This is a genomic window from Thiohalocapsa sp. (genome assembly GCF_022340605.1).
In the GTDB taxonomy this organism is placed as follows: Bacteria; Pseudomonadota; Gammaproteobacteria; order Chromatiales; family Chromatiaceae; genus Thiohalocapsa.
Genome location: NZ_JAJDNQ010000147.1, coordinates 43,423 through 67,211 on the forward strand (window position 1 = coordinate 43,423; position 23,789 = coordinate 67,211).

Genomic DNA, 23,789 nt, shown 5'->3' on the forward strand with positions numbered 1-23,789 from the left:
GCTCTCTCCGATATCCTTGATTAATGTGCCGAATGCTGCCCTTGATATAGGGTGGCGCCGTGCGCCAGGCGTCAGTGCCCGCGCTTCAGCCCCTCCAGCACGGCGAATGGGTTGTCATGTGGATGCGACGTGTCGTCCGGCAGGTCTTCCGCCGGCGCGGCAAAGGGTGGCGGCGCGCAGGTGCCGGCGGCGTGACGTGACACCGCCGGCACCGCCAGCAGCAGTTCGTCCTCCACCAGCTCCGCCGGGTCGATATCCGCTTCTTCCGGCAGCAGCGGCTCGTACGCCTCCGGAAGCTGGGCCGCCTCGTCCAGCCCCTCGACCACTGCCAGCGTGAAGCTGCTGGACACGGGTAACTCCAGCACGCCGTTGCAGCGCTCGCAGCGCAGCCGCAACGTCGCGCTCACCCGGCCCTGGATCAGATTCCGGCCACTCGCATCGCGTCGGAAGCTGAGCTCGTACGCGGCGTAATCCGACTCCGCGCTCTCGCGGTCGTCCAAGACGACCCCCGCCAGCCGTGGCATACGTCCGAGCGGCAAATGGCCGGCGAGTTCGCGACCAAGCTCTGCCAGCCGACGTGGGTCAACGGACTTTGGCAACGCGTCGCGCATAAGCATTCAAGTATAACGCTTCCACGGTGGACGCACAAGATCGGTGCCGTTCAAGGATCGGGCGATTTCCGAGCTTCTCGATCCGCTCATCGCCGGGCGATTGAACACGGCAGGGCATCCCGCCGGGCATGGAAAGCGCCGATCAATCGGCGCTTCCTCAAGGCCGGCGCAATGAGCGTCGCACTCGGCTGGCGCAATTGGCCGGCCCGCCATCGTTGACCTCGCGGCACTGCCCGTGATGGTCCTGTCAGCTACCCGTGAGTGCCAGCAGGACACCCGCGGCGACCGCCGAGCCGATGACACCGGCCACATTTGGGCCCATCGCGTGCATCAGCAGGAAGTTGTGGTGGTCCGCCTCGAGGCCAACCTTGTTCACCACACGCGCCGCCATGGGAACCGCCGAGACGCCGGCGGCACCGATCAGCGGATTGATCTTACCGCCGCTGACGCGGTGCATGACCTTGCCCATCAGCACACCCGCCGCGGTGCCGATGCAAAAGGCCAGCGCGCCGAGGACGAGGATGCCCAGGGTATCCAGCGCCAGGAACCGGTCCGCGGAGAGCTTCGAGCCCACCGCCAGCCCCAGCATGATGGTAACGATGTTGATGATCTCGTTCTGAGCCGCGCGGCTCAGGCGCTCGACGACACCACACTCACGCAGCAGGTTGCCGAAGGTCAGCATGCCGATCAGCGGTGCCGCCGACGGCAGCAGGAAGGCGCACAAGAGCAGCACCACAAACGGGAACAGGATGCGCTCGAGCTGCGACACCGGGCGCATCTGCTGCATCACCACCGCACGCTCCTCTTTCGTGGTCAGCGCACGCATGATGGGCGGCTGGATGATGGGCACCAGCGCCATGTACGAATAGGCCGCGACCGCGATAGCACCGAGCAGGTCCGGCGCCAGCCGCGAAGCGAGGAAGATGGCCGTCGGCCCGTCCGCACCACCGATGATGGCGATGGCGGAGGCATCCTGGATGGTGAAGTCGAATCCGGGCAGGAAATTCAGCAGCGCCGCGCCGATCAAGGTGCCGAAGATGCCGAACTGCGCCGCCGCGCCGAGCAGCAGCGTGGACGGCCGCGCGATGAGCGCGCCGAAGTCGGTCAGCGCGCCGACCCCCATGAAGATCAGCAGCGGAAAAATGCCGGTCTCGATGCCGACGGTGTAGATCATGCCAATCAAACCGTCGTGGCCGCCGATGCCGGCCACCGGGATGTTGCTCAACAGCGCCCCGAAGCCGATGGGCACCAGCAGCAGCGGCTCGAACTTCTTCGCGATGGCCAGGTAGATGAGGCCGCAGCCGACGGCCATCATCAACAGTTGACCCCAGCCCATGTTGGCGATGCCCATGGACTGCCAGAGCTTCAAGAGTTGGTCCATCTGCGCGCTCTTTCCCGGGTCAGGCCAGTGACAACAGCGGTGCACCCAGGGCCACGGCGTCGCCGTCCTTGACCCGGATCTCCACCACGATGCCGCCGGTGGTGGCGCGCACTTCCGTCTCCATCTTCATCGCTTCCAGCACCAGGAGCACGTCGCCGACCCCCACCCGTTGGCCTGGCTTGACGTTGACGCGCACGATGTTGCCGGCCAGCGGCGACTCCACCATGTGCGCGGCGGCCGCCGGGGTCGGCGCCACGGCGGCGCCCGGCGCGGCGGCCACGTGCTCGATGCTGCCCTCGGGCGACACGGTCACCGCATAGCTGCGTCCGTCCACCTCGACCCGATAGCGCTCGGGACCTGTCGCTGCTGCGGCCGTTCCCGACTGGCTTGCCGACTGGTTTCTCGATTGAGCCGCCGCTTGGGCGTTCGCCTTGTCCTCGGCGTCCAGCTCCCAGGGCGGCCGCTCGAACGCCGACGGATCGCCGCGGTGCTCCAGGAACTTGAGCCCCACCTGCGGGAACATGGCGTAGATCAGCACGTCGTCGACATGATCCTCGGCCAGTGTCAGCTTGCGCTGCCCGGCGATGGTGTCGAGCTCCGCCGCCAGCCGATCCAGCTCCGGTTCCAGCTCGTCCGCCGGGCGGCAGGTGATGGGTGCCTCGCCGGCACCGAGCACGCGCTGCTGCAGTTCTTGACTCACCGGCGCCGGCGTGGCGCCGTAGGCGCCTTTGAGCACACCGGCGGTCTCGTTGGTGATGGACTTATAGCGCTCGCCCATCAGCACGTTCAGCACGGCCTGGCTGCCGACGATCTGGCTGGTGGGTGTCACCAGGGGCAGGTAGCCCAGCTCCTCGCGCACCCGCGGGATCTCCTCCAGCACCTCGTCGAGCCGGTCGGTGGCGCCCTGCTCGCGCAGTTGGTTTTCCATGTTCGTGAGCATGCCGCCCGGTACTTGCGCCACCAGGATGCGCGAGTCGACGCCACGCAGCGAGCCCTCGAAGCGCGCGTACTTCTTTCGCACCTGACGGAAGTAGGCGGCGATCTCCTCCAGGAGCTTCAGGTCCAGCCCGGTATCGCGCGGCGTGCCCTCGAGGATGGCGACCATGGACTCCGTCGGCGAATGGCCGTAGGTCATGCTCATCGAAGAAATGGCGGTGTCCACCGTGTCGATGCCGGCCTCGGCCGCCTTGACGTAGGTGGCGGTGCTCATGCCGGTGGTCGCATGGCACTGCATGGCGATGGGGATGGTGCAGCTCGCCTTCAGGCGCGTCACGAGTTCCTCGGCCACGTACGGCCGCAACAGCCCGGCCATGTCCTTGATGCAGATGGAGTGGCAGCCCAGGTCCTCGAGGCGCCGGCCGAGATCCACCCAATAGTCCACGTCGTGCACTGGACTCACGGTGTAGGACATGGTGCCCTGTGCATGCGCATCCGTGGCCAGCGCCGCGCGCACCGCCTGCTGCAGGTTCCTGAGATCGTTCATGGCGTCGAAGATGCGGAACACGCCGATGCCGTTGGCCGCCGCACGCTCGACGAACTTGTCCACCACGTCGTCGGCGTAGTGCCGGTAGCCCAGCAGGTTCTGCCCGCGCAGCAGCATCTGTTGGGGCGTGTTGGGCATGGCCGCGTGGAGTTGGCGGAGCCGCTCCCAGGGGTCCTCGCCGAGGTAGCGGATGCAGGCATCGAAGGTGGCGCCGCCCCAGCTCTCCAGGGACCAGTAACCGACCCGGTCCAGCTTCTCGGCGATGGGCAGCATGTCCTCGATGCGCATCCGTGTCGCCAGCAGGGACTGATGGGCGTCGCGCAGCACGACATCGGTAATCCTTAACGGTGTCTTCTCGGTCATGGATCTCTCACTTGAAACAATGAAGAGCGTTGCATGCGTGCGGGACGCGCAGGCCGCGCGTCAGTGCCGCGGACGGCCTCGGCCTGCCCGATAGCGGGCGACGGCGGCGGCGATGACGGCCACCACCCGATCGTCGGCGGCGGCGGACGTTTGCGGGGCAGGCGCCGCGGACACCGGCGCCAGGCGCAGTGCCGCCCAGGACATGAGCCGCAGCATGCCCACCAGCAACAGCAGGAAGCTGAAGACGATACCCATGCCGATCATCAACAGGCGCAGGCTCTCCAGCAGCAGGGCCGTTTCACTCATGGATTGGGCATTCCCGGCTGGGGTTGGACGGGCGCCGCGGCCCCCTGCTCGGGCTCAAGCCCGGGCTCTCCGGCCTGAACTCGAGCTGGGGGTCGAGCTGGGGTCTGAGCCTTGGGGCTCGGCTCGCGGCGTCGGTGCTGACAGGGGTGAATCAGGTGGCGTCGAAGGGGTGGCGCACCACCAACGTCTGGGCGCGGTCGGCGCCGGTCGAGACGATGTCGATGGGCACGCCGCCCAGTTCCTCGATCTTGGCGAGGTAGGCGCGCGCGGCAGCCGGCAGCGCATCCAGGGACTCCGCGCCGACGGTGGACTCGCGCCAGCCGGGCATCTCCATGAAGTGGGGCTTGCAGCGCGCCAGCGCATCGGACCCCACCGGCGGGGCGTCCAGCAGCTCGCCGTCCAGCTCATAGGCGGTGCAGATGCGCAGCGTCTCCATGCCGTCCAGCACGTCGAGCTTGGTGATGCACAGCCCGGAGACGCTGTTGATGATGAATGAGCGCTTGAGCGCCACCATGTCGAGCCAGCCGCAGCGGCGCTTGCGGCCGGTGGTGGCGCCGAACTCATGGCCCTGGGCACCGAGGTGATCGCCGTCGTCGTCGAACAACTCGGTCGGGAAGGGCCCGCCCCCCACACGGGTGGTGTAGGCCTTGACGATGCCGAGGACGTAGTCGAGATCAAGGGGGCCGACGCCACTGCCGCTCGCGGCACCACCGGCGGTGGTGGTGGACGAGGTGACGTACGGATAGGTGCCGTGGTCGATGTCCAGCAGCGCACCCTGCGCGCCCTCGAAGAGCATGTTGGCGCCGTCGGCGCGCATGCGCGCGAGCCGGCCCGCCACGTCGTCCACCATCGGTGCGATCTGCTCACCGTGGGTCAGGGCACTGTCCAGCACCTCGGAGAAGTCCACGGGCGGCGCCTTGAAGTAATGCTGGAGCGCGAAGTTGTGGTACTCCAGCACCTCGCGCAACCGCTCCTCGAAGTGCGCCGGCTCCATGAGCTCGCCGAGCCGAATGCCGCGCCGCGCAATCTTGTCCTCGTAGGCGGGACCGATGCCGCGGCCGGTGGTGCCGATGGCCTTGGCGCCACGGGCCAGCTCGCGGGCCTGATCGAGCGCGATGTGATAGGGCAGGATCAGCGCACAGGCAGGGCTGATGCCGAGGCGCTCGCGCACCGGCACACCCCGTTCCTCCAGCGTCGCCGCCTCGCTCAACAGCGCTTCGGGTGACAGCACCACACCATTGCCGATGAGACAGACGACGCCATCGTGCAGGATGCCGGACGGAATCAGGTGCAGTATGGTCTGCTCCCCATCGATGACCAGCGTATGGCCCGCATTGTGGCCGCCCTGAAAGCGCACTACCGCATCGGCCCGCTCCGTCAGCAGGTCGACGATCTTGCCCTTGCCCTCGTCGCCCCACTGGGTGCCGATGACAACAACGCTCTTGCCCATGTCGGTCTTATCTCCGCTGGCCGCCGATCCCGATGATCGAGCGACACGTTAACACGATGTTCATGCCGCGGGTGCGCTGCACCCCACTCCCGGCCCCTGTTGCTGCACGAGGCATCTAGCTCTCGTCGGTTGCGTCCGCGGCGCGGCGCAATGTCCAGCCGCCGGCGGTCTCGACCAGCACTTCTGCTGCCTCGGAGATCTCAGCCGCGCTGCCCGGCAGTTGTTGGATCACGCGGCGGCCGGCACGGCGCAGCTCCGCCACCGCCGCCTGCAGCGCCGCATCCGTGCTCCACGGTGCCAGCACCGGCGACGCCGACGCCGACGCCGGTACCTCCCGCGGAGCGGCCTGGGCGATCAGACCCTTCAGGTCCGTGCTGAAGCCCACGGCCGGCCGCTCCCGGCCAAACACGTGGCCGATGTTGTCGTAGCGCCCGCCGCGGCCGATCTCCAATCCCCACCCTGGAACAAAAGCGGCAAAAACGATGCCGGTTTTGTAGTTGTAGCCACGCAGCTCGGCGAGATCGAAGTGCACGGACAGCGCCGGCAGCCAGCGGGCAGTCTCCTCGGCGACGCGCCGCAGGCGCTCAAGTGCCGCCTGCACCGGGGCATCTGCCGCCGCCAGGGCGTGCCCGGCACGTTGCAGCGCGTCGTCGCCGTTCAGCTCCGGCAACACCAGCAGCATATCGCCGACAGCGGGCGCGACGCCGGCCTGGTCGATGAGCTCGTGGATCTCTGGAATCGCCTTGCGCTGCAGGGCGTCGAACAGGGCCATCTCCTGCCCCCGATCCAGCCCCGCCTGCCGCGCCAGCCCGCGGAAGATGCCGACGTGGCCCAGGTCCAGATAGGCGTTGTCGATGCCGGCCACCGCCAGCGTCGCGACGAACAGACGCAGGATTTCGACGTCGCTCTCCATCCCGTCGTGGCCGAAGATCTCCGCGCCGATCTGCAACGGCGAACGGGAGCCGGCGAAGCCGTCCGAGCGGGTGTGCAGTACCGTCCCCAGATAGCACAGCCGCGTCGGCGCCTCTCGGCGCAGCCGGTGGGCGTCGATGCGCGCCACCTGCGGGGTCATGTCCGCACGCACCCCCAGCAGACGCCCGCTCACCTGATCCGTGAGCTTGAAGGTTCGCAAGTCGAGATCACTGCCCGTGCCGGTGAGGAGGCTGTCGAGGTAGTCGATGAACGGCGGAATGACCAGCTCGTAGCCCCAACTTCCGTAGAGGTCGAGCAGTTCGCGGCGCAGGGCTTCCACCCGCGCCGCCTCCGGCGGCAGCACCTCGTCGATGCCGTCCGGCAGGCGCCAGCGTTCTTCGTTCATGGGGCTCGCGGGAAGTCGTCAGGTGGAGTCGGGATCAGTTGATCAGGTACAGGAACGCGACGCCGGCCAGCATGCTGAACAACCCCGTCAGCCGCAGGCTGCGGTTGTCCTGCCGGGCCACTTCCAGCAGCAAGCGCCGCATAAGCCCAGGCGCCAGGAAGGGCAGCATGCCCTCGATGACGAACAGCAGCGCCACGGCCACCAGCAGGTCATGCCACATAGGAAATCCCAAGGGGAACGCGGCCGGCGAAGACTGCGGACCGCGGCGCCGGCGCCAGGCGACGGCGCGGAATCATTACAAAAGCTGTCGGCAAAGTCTAACGCCCGCCGGTCGGCAGGCGTTAGGGGCCAGATCAAGTCAGCGACGCCCGCTGGCCTTGGAGAGAGCCCACCACGCCTGCACTCCCGGGGTGCGGCGCGGTGGTGCCTTGTACAGACATGGTGCCTGGTGGCGGGCGTGCACCCCGTGGCCGTTCCGTCAGTCGTAGGGCATCGGCGGCGACAGCCGCGCGCTGAGCCCCGGTGCGGGCACGGCCGTCGCAGCCTGCGGGGGCTCCACGGAAGGGGTACTGTCCTTCAACCTACCCTCCTTGTCGCTGAAGAAGCGAAAGAACTCCGAGTCCGGCGCCAGCACCAGTGTGGTGTCGCCCTTGCCGAACGATTCCACGTAGGCGTTCAGGCTACGGTAGAAGGCATAGAATTCCGGGTCCGCCTGGTACGCCTTGGCATAGATCCCCGCCGCCTTCCCATCGCCTTGACCGCGCGTCTCTTCCGCCTCCCGGTAGGCGTCGGCAAGAATCACGGTGCGCTGGCGGTCGGCGTCGGCGCGGATACGCTCGGCGGCCTCGGAGCCCTTCGCGCGCAGGTCGCGGGCCACCCGCTCGCGCTCGGCACGCATGCGGTTGTACACGGACTCGCTGACCTCCGGCGGCAGGTCGATCTTCTTGACCCGCACGTCCACGACATCGACGCCGAGCTCGGAGGCCTGGGTATCGATCTGCTTGGTCAGCTCGGTCATCAGTTCCAGGCGGTCCTCTGACACCACCTCCTGGATGGTGCGCTTGCCGAACTCGTCGCGCAGGCTGGTATTGATCCGCTCCGACAACAGCCGTGCGGTGCGTGCCGAGTCACCGCCGGTAGAGCGGAAGAACTGCGCCGCATTGCTGATGCGCCACTTGGTGTATGAGTCGACGATGACGTCCTTCTTCTCGATGGTGAGGAAGCGCCCCGGGCGGGCGTCCAGCGTCTGGATGCGCGCATCGAATTTCAGGATGTTGTTCAGCAACGGCACCTTGAAATGCAGGCCCGGCTTGTAGTCGCTGCCGACGATTTCACCCAGGCGCAGCTTGATGGCGGTCTCGTACTGCTTCACGGTAAAGGTCGAGGCGTAGACCAGGAGCACCAGCAGCGCGACCGCCACGGGCACCAGGATCTTCTTGAAGTCGTCCATCAACGGCTCCTCCGTTCACGCGATACGTCGCGGCTGCGTAGATCCGGCGAATGCGTGCCCACCGTCGTGGGCTGAGACAGGTCAGCCGACGACTTGTTGTTGCTGCCCGCCTGCGCCCGCGTGGGCTTGCCGATGAGCTGGTCCAGCGGCAGGTACATCAGGCTGTTGCCGCCGGGCACGTCCAAAAGCACGGTGTTGTTGGCACCGAGCACCCGCTCCACGGTCTCGATATACAGGCGCTCGCGGGTGACCTCAGGCGCCTTCTCATATTGGGTCCGGACGGCGGAGAAGCGGGCCGTCTGGCCTTCCGCTTCGGCGATGACGCGGTCGCGGTACGCCTTGGCGTCCGCCAGGATGCGAGCGGCCTCGCCACGCGCCCGCGGCAGGATCTCATTGGAGTAAGCCTCGGCCTGGTTCTCCAGCCGTTCCTTGTCCTCGCGCGCCTTGATGGCGTCGTCGAACGCCTCTTTAACCGCGTCCGGTGGCTTCGCCGGCTGCATGTTGACCGAGGTCACGAGCAGACCGGTCTTGTATCCGTTCAGCAGCGCCTGGACCCGCTCCTGGATGGTGGCGGCGATGGCGCTGCGCCCCTCGGTGAGGATGAAGTCCAGCTTGCTGCCGCCGATGGTCTTGCGCACCACCGTCTCGGTGGCATCGCGTAGGGTCTTCTCCGGCGCCTGGTCCTGGAACAGATAATTGGCGGCGTCCTGGATGCGCGATTGCACGGTGAGCTCGACGTCGACGATGTTCTCGTCCTTGGTCAGCATCGCCGCCTTGTGCGTGAAGGACGAGATCTCGTCCACGTTCACCAGTTGCACCGTTTCGATCGGGTATGGGATGTGCCAGTGCGGCCCGGGCTCCGTGGTCTTGGCGTAGGCGCCGAAGCGCATGACGACACCGCGCTCGGCCGGGTCCACGATATAGATGCCCGTGAAAAGCCACGCGATGAGCAGCACCGCCAGAATGATCCCGATGGTGCGCCTGCTGATGTCCGCGCCGCCTCCGCCGCCGGCACCGCCGCCCTTGCCGCCACCCAGCAGGCCACTGACGCGCTCCTGCAGTTTGCGCACGATTTCATCGAGATCGGGCGGGCCGGCATTGTTCGGGCTGTTGCCCCAGGGGTCTTTGCCGCCGCCTCCGGGCTCGTTCCAAGCCATAATGTCTCCGCAGCTCGTCAGTGTGATGTTCGGGTGCGGACCCCAGGATCACCTATTGGGTGTCGCCTGTGGTCCTGCGCGGGATTCTGCTCCCCAAGGCGGGGCAGGTGCCGCCAGGGGCGGATGATATCAAGACGCGACACGGACTCGCGCGCCACGGAACTGCCGCGCGCGTGCTGTCCGCGGATGGCCGCCGCCGCGCGCCGGATTCCATCATCGGCCAGATGCCATCATCGCGATCCATCCGCGCCCGTCAGCGGACGAGATCCGCCGCCCTGGGCTCAGCCGGGTCGGCCGTATGCGCGGGCTCGGCGGTATGCGCGGGCTCGGCGATGGCACGGATTCGGCAGCTCATCCGATCGCTTGCGCCCTGCACGCGGCACCAGCGCGCCTGCGGCATGCTGACCTCCATCTCCCAGCCGCCGAGCTCGGTGGGACAGTCGTGCTCGATGGTGGCATTGCGGAACAGCCAGGCGCGCAGCGCGCCGTCCTCCGGTCCCAACAGCAGGCGTTGACGGATGCTGCCGGTCTGCAGGCGCTCGGCGATGGCCGCCGTGAGTAGATCCAGGCCTGCACCTGTGACAGCCGAGATCCAGACCCGTTCAACACGGCCGGAGGCATCGCGGTCCAGCCGCGGCGCCGGCCCTCCGGGCGGCTCCGGGAGGGCGTCGATCTTGTTGTACACCATGATGCGCGGGACCTCGTCCGCGCCGATCTCCGCGAGCACCGTCTCGACATCCCGGATGTGCCGCGCCCGCTCCAGCGGATTCGCATCCACCACGTGCAGCAGCAGGTCCGCGGAGCGGGTCTCTTCCAGCGTGGCGCGGAAGGCCGCCACCAGCTCGTGCGGCAGCTGGCTGATGAAGCCCACGGTGTCGGCGAGCACGGCGTCCTGCCCACCCGGCAGCTGCAGGCGCCGCAGGGTCGGGTCCAGGGTCGCGAAGAGCTGGTCCGCCTGCAGCACACCGGCGTCGGTGAGCCGATTGAACAGCGTCGATTTTCCGACGTTGGTGTAACCCACCAACGCCACCGTCGGCACCTCGTGCCGCTCGCGGGCGCGGCGGCCCTGCCCCCGCTGTACCTCGATGCGCGCGAGGCGCTCCCTGAGCACGGCGATGCGCTTGCCGAGCAGCCTGCGGTCGGTCTCGAGCTGGGTCTCGCCAGGTCCACGCAGCCCGATGCCGCCCTTCTGCCGCTCCAGGTGAGTCCACCCGCGCACCAGCCGCGTGGAAAGATGCCGCAGTTGCGCCAGCTCCACCTGCAGCTTGCCCTCGAAGGAGCGCGCACGCTGCGCGAAGATGTCCAGGATCAGACCGCTGCGGTCCACGACGCGGCATTCCAGCAGCCGCTCCAGATTGCGCTCCTGCGCCGGACTCAGGGCATGGTCCACGATCGCCAGCTCGGCCTCGCCGGCGGCCACCAGCGCCTTCAGCTCGTCGGCCTTGCCGGTGCCGATGAAATACTTCGGGTCGGGGCTCACGCGGCTGCCACCGAGGAAGCCCACCACGGTCGCCCCGGCGGCCTCCGCGAGCTGCTGCAGCTCGTCACGCGCGTCCGCCGGCAACTCCCCACCGACGGCGAGTTGCACCAACACGGCACGCTCTCCGCTGGAAGGTCGGTCAAACACGATGCGCCAACACCCCCGCGGCTGCCCCCGGACAAACGGCAATTGCGGCCACACGACCGCGCACGGCGCACCCTGCGGTGCAGCCCACCCGGCTTTCGGGCTGGGACCGTGACCGAGCCCTACTTGATAAGCCCGGATGTGGCAGGCCCCTGTAGGCCGTCAGGCTCGACGAATCGGGGAATGACACGCGGGCGCCGCAGGGACGACGTCGGTGACAGGAAGAGCTCAGCTGTTGCCCTCCTCCGCGCCCGCCTCCGATGCCAGCGGGAGCTTGACATTACGGGCCGGCACCACCGTGGAGATGGCGTGCTTGTAGATCATCTGGCTGACGTTGTTCTTGAGCAGCACGACGAATTGGTCGAAGGACTCGATCTGCCCCTGGAGCTTGATGCCGTTCACCAGGAAGATCGAGACGGGTATCCGCTCTTTGCGTAGCGCGTTTAGAAAAGGGTCTTGCAGGCTCTGGCCCTTGGACATTGTTGGCGACTCCATCTTCTCGTGCACCGGTCGGTTGTTCCCCAGCCGGCGTTGCTTGCTTACGTGACGCACTGAAAAAAGAAACGTATCACATCCGGAAAGGTATCGGCGCCCTAAAAGCGCATGCGGAGGTATCGGTGCTTCCCCATGCGACACGGCGCCCGTGCCCGCGCGGTGCGGGTCTTATCCAGGAGCCGCAGCAAGGCTGCGCCGCACCAGCGCGAGCGCTCGCCCGAGCGGATCCGCATCGTCCCAAAGCCAATGGCAGTCCGGCTCGGCGCGCAGCCAGGTGTACTGGCGCTTGGCGAGCTGGCGGGTTGCCGCCAGCGCGCGCCGGCGCATCTCGGCGGTGTCGTAGTCGCCGCGCAGGTGCTCCCAGAGCTGCCGATAGCCGACGCAGCGCATGGACGGCAGGTCGGGGCCGAGGTCGGCGCGCGCCATCAGCGCCCGCACCTCGTCCGCGAAGCCAGCGGCGAGCATGGCATCGAAGCGCACCTCGATGCGCCGGTGCAATGCCGCACGCTGCCGTGGTGAGCGCACCAGCTTGAGTGTCGGCAGCCCGAGGCCACCCGCGCCGGCCTCCCGCCACAGCACGCTCATGGGCTGGCCGGTAGCGAGATACACCTCCAGCGCCCGCTGCACGCGCTGCGGATCATTCGGGTGGATACGCGCCGCCGAAGCCGGGTCCACGTCCGTCAGCCAGCGGTGCATGCCGCCAGGTCCCAGGGCCGCGGCGCGCTCGTCGAGGTGCACACGCAGCGCCGCGTCCGCCGGCGGCAGCGGCGAGAGCCCGCGCAGCAGCGCGCGCACGTAGAGCATGGTGCCGCCCACCAGCAGCGGCAGCCTGCCGCGCGCGCGGATGTCATCGATGGCGGCGAGCGCATCGGTCCGAAAGCGCGCCGCCGAGTACGGCTCCGCCGGGTCGCAGATATCCACCAACCGATGCGGATACCGCGCCAGCACCGCCGCCGACGGCTTGGCCGTGCCGATATCCATGCCGCGGTAGACCAAAGCCGAATCGACACTGACGATGTCGCAATCGACCTCGCCGGCGAGGCCGTCCACCAGCGCCAGCGCGAGGTCCGTCTTGCCGCCGGCGGTCGGCCCCATCACCAGCACCACGGGCGGACCGCTCGCCGTGCCGTTCAACGTGGCGTCCACCTGGCCGCCGGTGGCGGCGTCCAGATCGTGCATTCAGCGACCGCGCAGGAAGAGCCCATCCAGCTCGCGCCTGGAGACGCGGGTCCAGGTGGGGCGGCCATGGTTGCACTGGTCGGCCCGCTCCGTGCGCTCCATGTCGCGCAGCAGCGCGTTCATCTCGGCGAGGGTGAGGCGCCGGTTCGCGCGCACCGCACCGTGACAGGCCATGCCGGCGAGCAATGCGTCGATGGCGCCCTCCACCCGGTCGCTTACGCCATGCGTGGCGAGGTCCGCGAGCACGTCACGCAGCAGTTGCTCGGGATCGGCGGCGCCGAGCAGCGCCGGCAGCTCGCGCACCACGAGTTGGGACTCGCCGAGGCGATCGACGCCGAGGCCGAGCCGTTGCAACAGCTCGCCACGGCGCTCCGCCAGGTCGGCCTCCGCCCGGCTCACGTGCACGGCGACCGGCACCAGCAGCGGCTGGCGCACCAGCCGCTCGCCATGGACCGCCTGCTTCAGCCGCTCGTAGCCGATGCGCTCATGCGCCGCGTGCATGTCCACGATGATGAGACCATCCGGCGCCTCGGCCAGGATATAGATGCCGTTGAGCTGGCCGATGGCGAAGCCGAGCGGGGGCACTTCGCCGGCGTCGTCGCTTGCCTCCACCCGCGCCTGCGCATCGCCGGACGGCTGCTGGAAGGCGAAGCCGGCACACAGGACATGCGCGCCGGCGCCTGCACCACCGCGCCCGGGGACATCACGCGCGTAGCCACCCGCGCTCTCCGCGACGCCCAACGGCAGGCGGCCGGGCGCGGGTGGCGCCGGGCTCGGCGCGCGCGCCGCCGCTGGCGTCGTCGCGGGCGCCGCTCCACCACCGGCCGACGCCTGGGCGCCGGTTGCCGCGGGCTCTGCGCGCCGCCCGTCGGCAAGCCGCCGGTGCAGCGCGCGAAAGATGAAGTCGTGCACCTGGCGCGACTCGCGAAAGCGCACCTCGTGCTTGGCCGGGTGCACGTTCACGTCCACCTGCCGTGGCGGGAGCTCCAGGAACAGCACGAAAGCCGGGTGACGTCCGTGGTGCAGCACGTCACGGTACGCCTGACGCACCGCGTGGGCGATTACCTTGTCCCGCACCAGCCGGCCGTTGACGTAAAAGAACTGCATGTCGCCCTGACTGCGCGCGAAGTCGGGGCTCGCCACCAGCCCATGCAGGCGCAGACCCACCGCGCCCTCGTCCAGCGCCAGCGCGTGGCTCAGGAAGGACTCGCCCAGCAGCCGGTGCAGGCGCTCCGGCGCCAGCGGCGCGTCCGCGGCCGGTAACTCCAGCGAAACGCGGCCGTTGTGCGTGAGCCGCAGATGCAGGTCGCCGTGCGCCAGCGCAAAGCGGGTCAGCAGTTGGTCGATGTGGCCGAGCTCGGTCTTCTCGGCACGCAGGAACTTGCGCCGCGCCGGCACGTTATAGAAGAGGTCGCGCACCTCGACGCTGGTGCCGACGTCGTGCGGGGCTGGCCGCACGGGGTCATGGCGGTCGCTGCCGTCGCAGGTGAGCCGCCAGCCGTGGTCGTCACCGCGGCGGCGCGAGGTGATGGCGAAGCGCGAGACGGAGGCGATGCTCGGCAGTGCCTCGCCGCGAAAGCCCAGGGTCGCGACGGCGTCGAGGTCCTCGAGGCTCGCGATTTTGCTGGTGGCGTGACGGGAGACGGCGAGCGGCAAGTCCTCGGGACCCAATCCGTCGCCGTCGTCGGTGACGCGAATCAGCTTGACACCGCCCTGCCCCAGGTCCACGCGCAGCGCGCGGGCACCGGCATCGAGGCTGTTCTCCACCAGTTCCTTGACCACCGAGGCCGGGCGCTCGATCACCTCGCCGGCGGCGATCTGGTTGATGAGTTGCGGCGGCAGCGCGCGGATGGGAGACATCGCCAGCATGGAAGCAGAAGCGGCGGCGGCCCGCAAGTGGGGCCGGCCGACGCCTGCCACGCGTGCAGAAGCCGCGCTCGAGAAAGGTCACCCAGTGCGGCGTGGGTGCGCCAGCCCCCATCAGCCGCCGGGAGGGCGGCGGCGATAGGCGCCGATGTCGATCAGGTCGGGAGCATCCACCAGGCGCACGGCGCTGAGCTTGAGGTCGTAGCGGCGCGCCACCTCGGCGAAGGACTCGGCGCCCGCCGCCGGCAGCGCCCCCATTTCATCATCATCCCGCGCGCCGGGCTCGCGCGCGAAGCGGGTGCCAGGCGGCGGGTATTCCTCGAAGTAGTCGATGATGCCCTGCACCAGGTGATCGGCCAGCTTGCTCTGATAACTGCCGCTGCGCAGACGCTTTTCTTCCTGCGGATTGGAGATGAAGGCGGTCTCCACCAGCATGGACGGAATGTCCGGCGACTTGAGCACCACGAAGCCGGCCTGCTGGATGTGCGTCTGGTGCACTTCGCCCAGCGCCTGGAGCTTGGACAGCACCCGCTGCGCGGCGATGCTGCTGTGCTCCAGCGTGGCGTTTTGGGTCATGTCCAGCAGCACGCTGGCGAGCACGTCGTTTTGCTCGGCGAGGTTGACGCCGCCGATGAGGTCGGCGCGGTTCTCGCGCTCGGCGAGCCAGCGCGCCGCCTCGCTGGTGGCGCCGCCGTTGGACAGCGTATACACAGATGAGCCCCTGGCGCGCTGATCCCTGAAGGCATCCGCGTGGATCGACACGAACAGGTCCGCCTGATACCTGCGCGCCTTGGCGATACGCTGGCGCAGCGGGATGAAGTAGTCCCCATCGCGGATCAACACCGCGCGCATGCCGCGCTGGCGGTTGATGCGCTCGGCGAGCTTGCGGGAGATGGCCAGGGTGACGTCCTTCTCATGCGTGCCAGACGGCCCGGAGGCGCCCGGATCCTCACCGCCGTGCCCCGCGTCCACGGCGATGATCACGTCACGCTCCCGAATGCCCTTGGGCTGTACGGACAAGTGTCGCGCCGCGGAGACCGGCGGTGCCGCGCGGCTCGTCATCTCCGGCGGGATACTGGCGACGTCCATCGCCGGCAGGACGCCCGACTTGGGTGAGACATCAATAACCAGCCGATGACCGTAGGTGCCGTTCGGCTCCAGCAGGAAGCTCTTGACCCTCACCGCCTGCTTGAGGTCCAGCACCACGCGCAGGTCGTCACCTTCGCGCACGCCGCTGCGCAGCGCCGCCACCACCCTGTCGTCGCCATCCGCCGCCGGCAGCTTGCCGACGAGGCGCGCGTCGGGGATGTCGACCACCAGCCGCTGCGGGTGGTCGAGCGAGAAGATTTTGTGGTGCACCGGCGCCGCGGTGTCGATGACGATGCGCGTGTGATCGGGCGCGCTCCAGATGCGCGCCCCGAGCACGGTCACCTGCCCCGCGACCGACGCATCCACCGCCCCCAGCAGCGACAGCCCCAGAACCACCGCTAGCAGTACTCTGAGCCCGGTACTCATGTCGAAGCCCCGTTCCCCCGCCCCGTGGCTAACCGAAACGTTGCATAAAGCATAGCATCCGACCCAAGAATATTCCAAGTGAACACCAGCCTTTGCGGCATATTCTTCATACGGAACAACGACTTTTGTTGTAGGGATTACACTGTCGCCTCGGCACCACGCGAAAAGCGTGCCGGGGGGCCGCCGCGGGGCTTCAGTCGGCGGCGGGCGGCGGTGGAGGCGTCTGCGGCAGGCGCGCCGCCAGCGCCGGCTGCCAGGCGGCAGCGGGCTCGAACGCGAGCACCCGTCCGTCCCGCTGGTGCCGGATGTGGACGCTTAGGTCCGGCGGCGGCAGCACGCCGGCGCCGCGCGCGGGCCACTCCACCAGCACCAGGCTGGTGTCGTCCAGCAGGTCGCGGATACCGAGGAACTCGAGCTCGTCGGGGTCGGCGATGCGATAGAGATCGAGGTGGTGGACCCGGGCCGCGGGCAGGTCGTAGCTCTCCACCAGGGTGTAAGTCGGGCTGCGCACCGACCCGCGGTGGCCGAGGCCACGCAGCAGCCCGCGCACAAGGGTCGTCTTGCCGGCGCCGAGATCGCCGAGCAGAAACACGAGCCCGCCGGTCCGCGCGAGGCCCGGGCCGTTGCCCTGCCCGGTTGCCCGAGGCCCGCACAGCAGCGCCCCGAGTGCCGCCCCCCAGGCAAGCTGGGCGGCCTCATCCGGTGCGAAACGCTCGATAACGGCCGTCACTGCATCAGCGCTGCCGGCGCTCGGCGTAAAGCAGTGGCAGGACGCTCATCAGATCACCGGCGAGCATGCCGCGATCCGCGCCGCCGGCGGCCAGAACGCCGGCCGCCGCATGCAGACAGACGCCCGTCGTGGCCGCCTGCTCAGGCTCCAGCCCCTGCCCTATCAACGCAACCAAGATGCCGGTGAGCGTGTCGCCCATGCCGGCGCTCGCCATGGCGGGGGTGCCATCGCTGCACACGGCGGGCGGGCGCCGCGCCGGGCCGTGCACGATAGTGCCGGCACCCTTCAGCAGCGCGGTGCCGCCATAGCGCTGCTGCAGCGCGGCGACGGCGGCGAAGCGGTCCTGCTCCACGTCGGCGATGCTGCTGCCGAGCAGCCTTGCGGCCTCGCCCGGGTGCGGGGTCAGTATCCAGTCGTCGCGCCGCCGCGGGCTCCCGCTTTGGGCGTCTTGGGCCAGCAGGTTCAGCCCGTCAGCGTCCACCACCAGCGGCACATCCAGCGCCAGCACCGCGTCCAGCAGGGCGCGGCCCCAGTCGTCGGTGCCGAGCCCCGGACCGATGGCGACGGCATCCACCCGCGACACCAACGGCCTGAGCTGATCCGGGCCATCGACGCCGTGCACCATCAGCTCCGGCCGCGTCAGATTGAGCAGGGACGCGTGCGTCGGGTGCGTCGCCACCGTCACCAGCCCGGCACCCGTCCGCAACGCGGCCTCGCCGGAGAGCCGGGGCGCGCCGGAGGTGCCGGGAGCACCACCCACGATGAGCACGCGACCCGCTACGCCCTTGTGTGCATCGCGCGGCCGGTCCGGCAGCAGCTCGCGCTCCTTGTGCCAGTCCACCCGGCGCGCGGAGAGCACCTCGGTGCCGTAGATGGCCGGCGGCACGTCGAGACCGTCGAAATGGATCTCGCCGCAGATCGCCTGGCCGCGGCCGGTGAAGTGCCCCTGCTTGAGGGCGATGAAGCTGATGGTTGCATCGGCGCGGACGGCCGTGCCGTGCACCCGGCCGGTGTCGGCGTCCAGTCCCGACGGGATGTCCAGCGCCAACACCGGCGCGCGGGCCGCATTGATCGCATCGATGGCCGCCGCCCACCGCCCGGTGACCTCCCGGGTGAGGCCGGTGCCGAGCAGACCATCGACGATGACGTCGGCATCCGCCGGCACGCCCTGGTAGGGCTCGGCGACGCCGCCCTGGCGCGCGAAGCCGGTGGCGGCCTCGGCGCTCTCGGCGGATAGCTTGTCGTGGTCGCCGAGCTGCAACAACCGCACGGAGAGTCCGGCCGCGAGCGCCTCGGCCGCCAACACATAGCCGTCGCCGCCGTTGTTGCCGGCACCGGCGAGCACGACCACCCGGCGCGCCTTCGGCCAGCGCGCACGCAGCACGCGGCAGGCCGCAGCCCCGGCGCGCTGCATCAGCTCGGCAGCGGGGATGCCATGGCGCTCGATGGCACAGCGGTCCAGCGCGCGCACCTGGGCGGCGCGATAAAGCGCATACGGCAGGGGTTTTCTTTCTGGCATGGGATGTCGCAAATTAGGGTCTGGATAAGGGAAGATCCTGTCGCAGCGCAACGTGAGCGAAGCCAAGGCAAGCCAAGTGTGCGAATCGCCCCCGATATTACATCCGCGGCAGATCCCGTCCGCCGAGGCCGCGCGGCTCGCGCGTGCCATCAAGGCTTGGGGCGCGGAGCTCGGCTTTCAGCAGGTGGGCATCACCGATTGCGACCTCGCCACCGCCGAGCAGCATCTCGCGCACTGGCTCGGCCGCGACATGCACGGCGAGATGCACTGGCTCGCCCACCACGGCAGCAAGCGCACCCGGCCCGCGGAGCTGGTCCCGGGCACGCTCCGAATCATCTCCGCACGCATGGACTACTTGCCGGAATACCAGGCGAACATCGAGCGGGCGCTCGCGGACCCGGCACAGGCCTTCGTCTCCCGCTATGCACTGGGCCGCGACTACCACAAGGTGCTGCGCCAGCGCCTGCGGCGGCTCGCCAGGCGCATCGAGGCGCAAGTAGGCGCCTTCGGCTACCGCGTCTTCGTGGACTCCGCGCCGGTCATGGAGAAGCCACTGGCGCAGAAGGCCGGGCTCGGCTGGATCGGCAAGCACACCAACCTCATCAACACCCGGGGCGGCTCCTGGTTCTTTCTGGGCGAGATCTACTGCGACCTGCCGCTGCCCGCCGACCCGCCCGCCGAGGACCACTGCGGGCGCTGCAAGGCCTGCATCGACATCTGCCCGACGGACGCCATCGTCGCGCCCTACGTGCTGGACGCGCGGCTGTGCATCTCCTACCTCACCATCGAGCACCCCGGCCCCATCCCTGAGCCGCTGCGCGCCCGCATGGGCAACCGCATCTACGGCTGCGACGACTGCCAGCTCATCTGCCCCTGGAACCGCTTCGCCCACCAGACCGAAGAGACCGACTTCCTGCCGAGAAACGGCCTCGACACCGCCACCCTGCTCACGCTCTTCGCCTGGGACGAGGATGAATTCCTCAAGCGCACCGAAGGCACCGCCATCCGCCGCATCGGGCAGGAGCGCTGGCTCAGAAACATCGCCGTGGCGCTCGGTAATTCCGACTCCTCACCCGTCGTGCGCGACGCCCTAAACGCCCGCGCGGACCACCCGAGCCTGCTGGTGCGCGAGCACGTGCGCTGGGCATTGGCTGCCCTGGGAGGGTAACCGACAGGCTGATACCAGCCTGTGGCGAGCCAAGGTTGGGCTGTCACCCGCGTTGCTGTGTCGCGCGAAGCCAGCGCCGGACGGCCGTCCGCGCACTCCGCACTCCATACCCACCCCAACCACTCGCACCTTTGCCGGAAACCTCGGCAACGGCCAAGGTAGTCCAAACGGGTCAGACCCGCAGCAACTCCGCCCGGTAATACCGCAACTCCGCAATGGACTCGCGGATGTCTTCCAGCGCCTGGTGCTTGTTCTGCTTCTTGAGTGCCTCGGCGATGTCCGGCGCCCACATGCGGGCCAGGATCTTGAGGCTGCTGACGTCGAGGTTGCGGTAGTGGAAGAAGGCCTCGAGCCGCGGCATCCACCGCGCCAGGAAGCGACGGTCCTGGCAGATGCTGTTGCCGCACAGCGGCGCCTGCCGTGGCCGGCACCACTGCTGCAGGAAGGCCAGCGTCTGCGCCTCGGCGTCGGCCTCCGTGACCGGGCTGTTCCGCACCCGCTCCAGCAGGCCGGACTGGCCGTGATGGCGAGTGTTCCAATCGTCCATGCCGGCCAGCACCACCTCCGGCTGCGCGATGGCCAGGACCGGCCCCTCGGCCAGCACCTTGAGGTCCGGGTCCGTAACGATGCTTGCGATCTCGATGATCCGGTCGTTCACCGGGTCGAGCCCGGTCATCTCCAGGTCGATCCAGGCCAGATTCCCCGCTTGCTCCATTGGCTTCTCCCGCCGTCACCACGATTTGCGCCGATGGTAGCGCGTTCGCGCGCTCGCGAAGGCAGCCGTTGATAGAATCCAGCCCGAACTTAGCCCGGAGATTGCCATGTCCAAGCGTTTTCCTCTGCTTTCTGTCGTTTCTGCCGTGGCCGCTGTAGTCGGTACCGGCGCCCTGCTCGCGGGCCTGTCCGCCAGCGCGGCCACGGGCGAGGGCATCGACGCCCAGGCCCTGCTGCAGAAGAACTGCACCAGCTGCCACGGCAGCGAGGTCTATACCCGCCCGGACCGCAAGATCCACTCCCTGAGCGCGCTGCAACAGCAGGTGGAGTTCTGCAACACCAACCTGGACACCAAGATGTTCCCGGACGAAGTGAACGCGGTCGCCAACCTGCTGAACAAGGAATACTACAAGTTCGGCAAGTGACCCGCGGTGGCTGAGCGCACCATGCGCCCGAGCAGGTTCGCCTGATGCCCAGGCGGCGGCTGTCGGAGCGCCAACGCCAGCGCATACAGGCGATCCAGGAGCGCCGGCGCCGGCGGCTGGAGAGCCGCACCAACGCGGTCCTCGACAAGCTCGACGCGGACCGCGCCGCGGAGGTGGAGCCGGACGCCCAGTCCGAGCCCGCGGTGCAGCCGGGCCTCGTCGTGGTCCGGCACGGCGCCCACCTCGCCGTCGAGGACGCGGCCGGCAACCTGCACCACTGCATGACTCGCAGCAACATCGGCCACCCGGTGTGTGGCGACCGCGTGGTGTGGCAGCCCACCGGCGACGGCGGCGTGGTGACGGCGCTGGAGGCCCGCCACAACGTGCTGAGCCGCCCGGACTACAGCGGCCGCGACAAGCCGCTGGCGGCCAACCTGACCCTGATGGCCGTGGTGGTGGCACCCCAGCCGCCGCCGAGCGGCTTCCTGCTGGACCAGTACCTGGTTGCCGCGGAGTTGATGGGCGTCCGTGCCCTGGTGGTGGCCGCGAAGATGGACCTGCTGGACGATGTCGGCCACGCCGCCTTCCTGGATGCGCTCGCGCCTTATCGCGACTTGGGCTATGCCATCTGCCCCATCAGCATCAAGGGCGCGCCCGGTGTTGCGGCGCTCACCGAGCACCTGGCCGGCGAAACAGCCATCCTGCTGGGCCAGTCCGGCGTCGGCAAGTCATCGCTGGTGCAGGCGCTGCTGCCGGACCAGGATATCCAGGTGGGCCGGCTATCCGAGGCCACCGGCTTCGGCCGGCACACCACCTCCGCCGCCACCTGCTACCGGCTCCCGGGCGACCAGGCGGGAGGCGGGGTCGGCGGCGGCCGGCTCATCGACTCCCCGGGCGTACGCAGCTTCCGCCTCACCGGCCTCACCCAGGCGGAGCTGGAACAGGGCTTTCGGGAGTTGGCGCCACTGCGCGGCCACTGCCGCTTCCGCGACTGCCGACACCTCGACGAGCCCGACTGCGCCGTGCGCACGGCCGTGGCGGAGGGCAGTATCGATCCGCGGCGACTGGAGCACTTCCACCACCTGCGCGAAGGCCTGGTGCGCTGAGTCTTGTCGCGCTCGCGGCGTGATGCGACAGCGCCGTCGTCGGAGCGCCGTCGTCGGAGCGCCGTCGTGGGAGCGCCGTCCCCGGCGCGATGCCGGCGGCAGCAAGGATCTCGGCGCTTGCTGCAATCTCCAAGTCGCGGCGAGAACGCCGCTCCCACAATCGGCACCATCGCGCCGACATGCGGCAAACGGGTCAGCCGGGCAGCCAATCCTGATCCAGGATCTGGTCCAGGCGCCAGGGGCATTCATCCGGAAAGGTCACCGAAGATGCCATGCAGGAACCAACCCCGGTTGCCGCGCAGCTCGCGGTAGACCCAGAGCCGCTCGCCGTCGGCGCTGAGCGCCACGTAGTAGTCTCGCGCCACCGCGAAGCCGTCCCACCAGCCGGTGTCGATGCGCTCGCAGCCGCGGCCCAAGTCCAGCGGACCGTCGAGCCAGGGGCGGCCGTCGCGCGCCGCCAGCGGCAGCGGCCGCGCCAGCAGCCACAGGGGGCGGTCGCGGCGGGCGGTGGCGGCCGTGCCTGGTGCGGAAGTGGGCACCAGACTGGGCGCCGGGCTGGGCTGCGTACGCAGACTCGAGGGGCCGTGGGCCGCCCTGCCCGGCTCGCTTCTGCCCCGACCATTCGAAGCCTCGGTTAGGACGAGCTGCGGCTCGCAGAACCCCAGGGCGCGCTCGGGCCGGTGGTCGGGCAGCGCCATGAGTCCGCGCACCGCGTCGTCGCCGAGCCGCGTCCGCAGTCGGTCCAGCAGTGCCGGGTCCGGGGCCGCGGTGGCGGCATCGCGCGGAAAGAGCTCAGCGTGCGCCGGCGCCAGCGGGTGGATCTGCTCGCTGCTGACGGCGACCGCCCGCACCGGCGCCGGCAGGCTGAGCCGGTCCAGGCGCTCGCGCAGCAGGTTCAGCCAATGCGCCGGATCCCGTGCCGGCGCCGCGGAGCCGAGCCGGAAGCGCGTTGGCGGCCCGTCGGCATGGTGCAGGCGCCAGTCCAGGTGCTGCACGCCGGCCTGGCGCGCCAGCAGGAAGCCGCCCAGCTCGTCGATGAGCCGTCGGCAGGCGAACACCAGCGCGGGCGCATCCGGCACCTCCGCCGGCAGCTCCAGGGTCGCCCGAAAGCGCGCCGGCGGCACGAACGGCCGGCGCGGGTCCGGCCGCTCCCCCAACAGCCGCTCCAGTTGGTGCAGCCGCGCGACGCCGAAGCGCTCCGCCAGCCCGGCCCGCGGCAGCCGCAGCAGGTCGGCGAGGCGCCCGATGCCCATGCGCGCGAGGTCGTCGAGCTCCGCCGCGGTGAAGTCCAGCGCCGCCACCGGCAGCACCGCGAGGCTGCGGCGCAGGGCATCGCGGCCAGCGATGATGGCACCGGCGGCATCGTCACCACCCGCTTCGTCACCAACCGTGCCGAGCCCGGCGGCGGCCAGCACCAGCGCCGCCCCCGGTGTGGGTGCCAGCACGCAGCGCGCCCGCCAGCCGAGGCCGGTCACGCCGTCCAGCACCCGCCGACGCAGCGCCGCGGCACCACCGAAGAGCCTCAGACTGCGGCCCGACTCCAGCACCAGCGCCGCCGGCGGCGCCAGGCTCACCCGATCGCTGAAGGCCATGACCCAGGCGGCGAGCCGGGCCAGCGCCGCACGCTCGGCGGCGGGCTTGCGCGGCAGAATGCGCAGCTCCGCCACCAGCGCCCGGGCGGCGGCGTCCGGGAGTCCGGGCACGATGCCGAACCGGGCGGCGGCGGCGTTGCGGGCGACGATACGCTCGTGCTCGCTCACCGCCAGCGGCGGCGGGTGGCCGGCCGGCGGCGATGCTTTGCCGGATGGGCGCGAAGACTGACCGGAACCCGGTTCAGGTGAGAGATCACGCGGCGCCAGGGCCCGTGTGTAGACCTCCAGCGCCAGCGCCGGCAGGTGCAGCGCGAGCCAATCCATGCGCCACTCCGGC

21 protein-coding genes are annotated in these 23,789 nt (G+C 69.5%); 3 read left to right on the plus strand and 18 right to left on the minus strand.

Going from position 1 to position 23,789, the window contains the following annotated elements:
• Positions 1-71 precede the first annotated feature (71 nt).
• The 16 genes from LJE69_RS18465 to LJE69_RS18540 all read right to left on the minus strand — a co-directional run bounded on the left by LJE69_RS18465 (position 72) and on the right by LJE69_RS18540 (position 18,447).
• Positions 72-500 carry a YceD family protein gene (locus LJE69_RS18465; RefSeq protein WP_296927517.1) on the minus strand — a complete coding sequence of 143 codons (429 nt, stop codon included), beginning with the start codon at positions 498-500 and terminating at the stop codon, positions 72-74.
• A 358-nt stretch (positions 501-858) separates the two neighbouring features.
• Positions 859-1,992 carry a sodium ion-translocating decarboxylase subunit beta gene (locus LJE69_RS18470; protein ID WP_296927518.1) on the minus strand — a complete coding sequence of 378 codons (1,134 nt, stop codon included), beginning with the start codon at positions 1,990-1,992 and terminating at the stop codon, positions 859-861.
• A 19-nt stretch (positions 1,993-2,011) separates the two neighbouring features.
• Positions 2,012-3,838: a sodium-extruding oxaloacetate decarboxylase subunit alpha gene (gene oadA, locus LJE69_RS18475; protein WP_296927519.1), complete on the minus strand. Its 1,827-nt coding sequence runs from the start codon at positions 3,836-3,838 to the stop codon at positions 2,012-2,014.
• A gap of 60 nt (positions 3,839-3,898) precedes the next feature.
• On the minus strand, positions 3,899-4,144 hold the full coding sequence (locus tag LJE69_RS18480) for an OadG family transporter subunit (RefSeq protein WP_296927520.1): 246 nt from the start codon (positions 4,142-4,144) through the stop codon (positions 3,899-3,901).
• Between the two features lie 151 nt (positions 4,145-4,295).
• Complete coding sequence (locus tag LJE69_RS18485; RefSeq protein ID WP_296927521.1) at positions 4,296-5,594, minus strand: adenylosuccinate synthase; 1,299 nt, start codon at positions 5,592-5,594, stop codon at positions 4,296-4,298.
• Between the two features lie 115 nt (positions 5,595-5,709).
• On the minus strand, positions 5,710-6,912 hold the full coding sequence (locus tag LJE69_RS18490) for an ATP phosphoribosyltransferase regulatory subunit (RefSeq protein WP_296927524.1): 1,203 nt from the start codon (positions 6,910-6,912) through the stop codon (positions 5,710-5,712).
• 34 nt (positions 6,913-6,946) lie between these two features.
• The gene (locus tag LJE69_RS18495; protein WP_296927525.1) at positions 6,947-7,132 is read right to left on the minus strand and encodes a DUF2065 domain-containing protein; all 186 of its coding nucleotides are present in this window, start codon (positions 7,130-7,132) and stop codon (positions 6,947-6,949) included.
• 258 nt (positions 7,133-7,390) lie between these two features.
• Positions 7,391-8,362, minus strand: coding sequence for a protease modulator HflC (hflC, locus tag LJE69_RS18500; protein ID WP_296927527.1), 972 nt, complete (start codon positions 8,360-8,362; stop codon positions 7,391-7,393).
• On the minus strand, positions 8,362-9,519 hold the full coding sequence (gene hflK, locus LJE69_RS18505; RefSeq protein WP_296927528.1) for an FtsH protease activity modulator HflK: 1,158 nt from the start codon (positions 9,517-9,519) through the stop codon (positions 8,362-8,364). The genes hflC and hflK overlap by 1 nt, the downstream gene beginning before the upstream one ends.
• Before the next feature lie 253 nt (positions 9,520-9,772).
• Complete coding sequence (gene hflX, locus LJE69_RS18510) at positions 9,773-11,146, minus strand: ribosome rescue GTPase HflX (RefSeq protein ID WP_296927529.1); 1,374 nt, start codon at positions 11,144-11,146, stop codon at positions 9,773-9,775.
• 225 nt (positions 11,147-11,371) lie between these two features.
• Positions 11,372-11,623 (minus strand): RNA chaperone Hfq, encoded by a 252-nt coding sequence (hfq, locus tag LJE69_RS18515; RefSeq protein ID WP_296927530.1) that lies wholly within the window; start codon positions 11,621-11,623, stop codon positions 11,372-11,374.
• 183 nt (positions 11,624-11,806) lie between these two features.
• Positions 11,807-12,733 (minus strand): tRNA (adenosine(37)-N6)-dimethylallyltransferase MiaA, encoded by a 927-nt coding sequence (gene miaA, locus LJE69_RS18520; protein WP_296927551.1) that lies wholly within the window; start codon positions 12,731-12,733, stop codon positions 11,807-11,809.
• Between the two features lie 84 nt (positions 12,734-12,817).
• Positions 12,818-14,686, minus strand: coding sequence for a DNA mismatch repair endonuclease MutL (mutL, locus tag LJE69_RS18525; protein WP_296927531.1), 1,869 nt, complete (start codon positions 14,684-14,686; stop codon positions 12,818-12,820).
• A gap of 111 nt (positions 14,687-14,797) precedes the next feature.
• Positions 14,798-16,198, minus strand: a complete 1,401-nt coding sequence (locus tag LJE69_RS18530) for an N-acetylmuramoyl-L-alanine amidase (protein ID WP_296927532.1) — start codon at positions 16,196-16,198, stop codon at positions 14,798-14,800.
• A 193-nt stretch (positions 16,199-16,391) separates the two neighbouring features.
• Positions 16,392-16,853, minus strand: a complete 462-nt coding sequence (gene tsaE / locus LJE69_RS18535) for a tRNA (adenosine(37)-N6)-threonylcarbamoyltransferase complex ATPase subunit type 1 TsaE (RefSeq protein WP_296927552.1) — start codon at positions 16,851-16,853, stop codon at positions 16,392-16,394.
• A gap of 79 nt (positions 16,854-16,932) precedes the next feature.
• Positions 16,933-18,447, minus strand: a complete 1,515-nt coding sequence (locus LJE69_RS18540) for an NAD(P)H-hydrate dehydratase (RefSeq protein WP_296927533.1) — start codon at positions 18,445-18,447, stop codon at positions 16,933-16,935.
• Between the two features lie 112 nt (positions 18,448-18,559).
• Here LJE69_RS18540 and queG point away from each other — a divergent pair, with 112 nt between their 5' ends.
• Positions 18,560-19,615 carry a tRNA epoxyqueuosine(34) reductase QueG gene (gene queG / locus LJE69_RS18545; RefSeq protein WP_296927553.1) on the plus strand — a complete coding sequence of 352 codons (1,056 nt, stop codon included), beginning with the start codon at positions 18,560-18,562 and terminating at the stop codon, positions 19,613-19,615.
• Between the two features lie 172 nt (positions 19,616-19,787).
• On the opposite strand, the gene orn is transcribed toward queG, so the two are convergent.
• On the minus strand, positions 19,788-20,330 hold the full coding sequence (gene orn / locus LJE69_RS18550) for an oligoribonuclease (RefSeq protein WP_296927534.1): 543 nt from the start codon (positions 20,328-20,330) through the stop codon (positions 19,788-19,790).
• Between the two features lie 145 nt (positions 20,331-20,475).
• Here orn and LJE69_RS18555 point away from each other — a divergent pair, with 145 nt between their 5' ends.
• Both LJE69_RS18555 and rsgA read left to right on the plus strand, forming a co-directional pair.
• Positions 20,476-20,754 carry a cytochrome c gene (locus LJE69_RS18555; protein WP_296927536.1) on the plus strand — a complete coding sequence of 93 codons (279 nt, stop codon included), beginning with the start codon at positions 20,476-20,478 and terminating at the stop codon, positions 20,752-20,754.
• Positions 20,755-20,798: 44 nt separating this feature from the next.
• A complete protein-coding gene (gene rsgA, locus LJE69_RS18560) occupies positions 20,799-21,860 on the plus strand; it encodes a ribosome small subunit-dependent GTPase A (protein ID WP_296927537.1) in 1,062 nt (353 codons plus the stop codon).
• Between the two features lie 245 nt (positions 21,861-22,105).
• On the opposite strand, the gene LJE69_RS18565 is transcribed toward rsgA, so the two are convergent.
• Positions 22,106-23,776 (minus strand): DNA polymerase Y family protein, encoded by a 1,671-nt coding sequence (locus tag LJE69_RS18565; RefSeq protein ID WP_296927538.1) that lies wholly within the window; start codon positions 23,774-23,776, stop codon positions 22,106-22,108.
• Between the last annotated feature and the right edge of the window lie 13 nt (positions 23,777-23,789).

Excerpts from the sequence above, each read along its gene's own strand:
- hflC (WP_296927527.1), bottom strand. The coding sequence starts at position 8,362 with ATGGACGACTTCAAGAAGATCCTGGTGCCCGTGGCGGTCGCGCTGCTG.
- orn (WP_296927534.1), bottom strand. The coding sequence starts at position 20,330 with ATGGAGCAAGCGGGGAATCTGGCCTGGATCGACCTGGAGATGACCGGG.
- rsgA (WP_296927537.1), top strand. The coding sequence starts at position 20,799 with ATGCCCAGGCGGCGGCTGTCGGAGCGCCAACGCCAGCGCATACAGGCG.
- miaA (WP_296927551.1), bottom strand. The coding sequence starts at position 12,733 with ATGGGGCCGACCGCCGGCGGCAAGACGGACCTCGCGCTGGCGCTGGTG.
- mutL (WP_296927531.1), bottom strand. The coding sequence starts at position 14,686 with ATGCTGGCGATGTCTCCCATCCGCGCGCTGCCGCCGCAACTCATCAAC.
- LJE69_RS18530 (WP_296927532.1), bottom strand. The coding sequence starts at position 16,198 with ATGAGTACCGGGCTCAGAGTACTGCTAGCGGTGGTTCTGGGGCTGTCG.
- LJE69_RS18495 (WP_296927525.1), bottom strand. The coding sequence starts at position 7,132 with ATGTGGCATGACCTGCTGGTGGCCGTGGCGCTGCTGTTCGTCATCGAG.
- oadA (WP_296927519.1), bottom strand. The coding sequence starts at position 3,838 with ATGACCGAGAAGACACCGTTAAGGATTACCGATGTCGTGCTGCGCGAC.
- LJE69_RS18490 (WP_296927524.1), bottom strand. The coding sequence starts at position 6,912 with ATGAACGAAGAACGCTGGCGCCTGCCGGACGGCATCGACGAGGTGCTG.
- LJE69_RS18470 (WP_296927518.1), bottom strand. The coding sequence starts at position 1,992 with ATGGACCAACTCTTGAAGCTCTGGCAGTCCATGGGCATCGCCAACATG.
- LJE69_RS18540 (WP_296927533.1), bottom strand. The coding sequence starts at position 18,447 with ATGCCAGAAAGAAAACCCCTGCCGTATGCGCTTTATCGCGCCGCCCAG.
- LJE69_RS18480 (WP_296927520.1), bottom strand. The coding sequence starts at position 4,144 with ATGAGTGAAACGGCCCTGCTGCTGGAGAGCCTGCGCCTGTTGATGATC.
- hflK (WP_296927528.1), bottom strand. The coding sequence starts at position 9,519 with ATGGCTTGGAACGAGCCCGGAGGCGGCGGCAAAGACCCCTGGGGCAAC.
- hfq (WP_296927530.1), bottom strand. The coding sequence starts at position 11,623 with ATGTCCAAGGGCCAGAGCCTGCAAGACCCTTTTCTAAACGCGCTACGC.
- LJE69_RS18485 (WP_296927521.1), bottom strand. The coding sequence starts at position 5,594 with ATGGGCAAGAGCGTTGTTGTCATCGGCACCCAGTGGGGCGACGAGGGC.
- LJE69_RS18565 (WP_296927538.1), bottom strand. The coding sequence starts at position 23,776 with ATGGATTGGCTCGCGCTGCACCTGCCGGCGCTGGCGCTGGAGGTCTAC.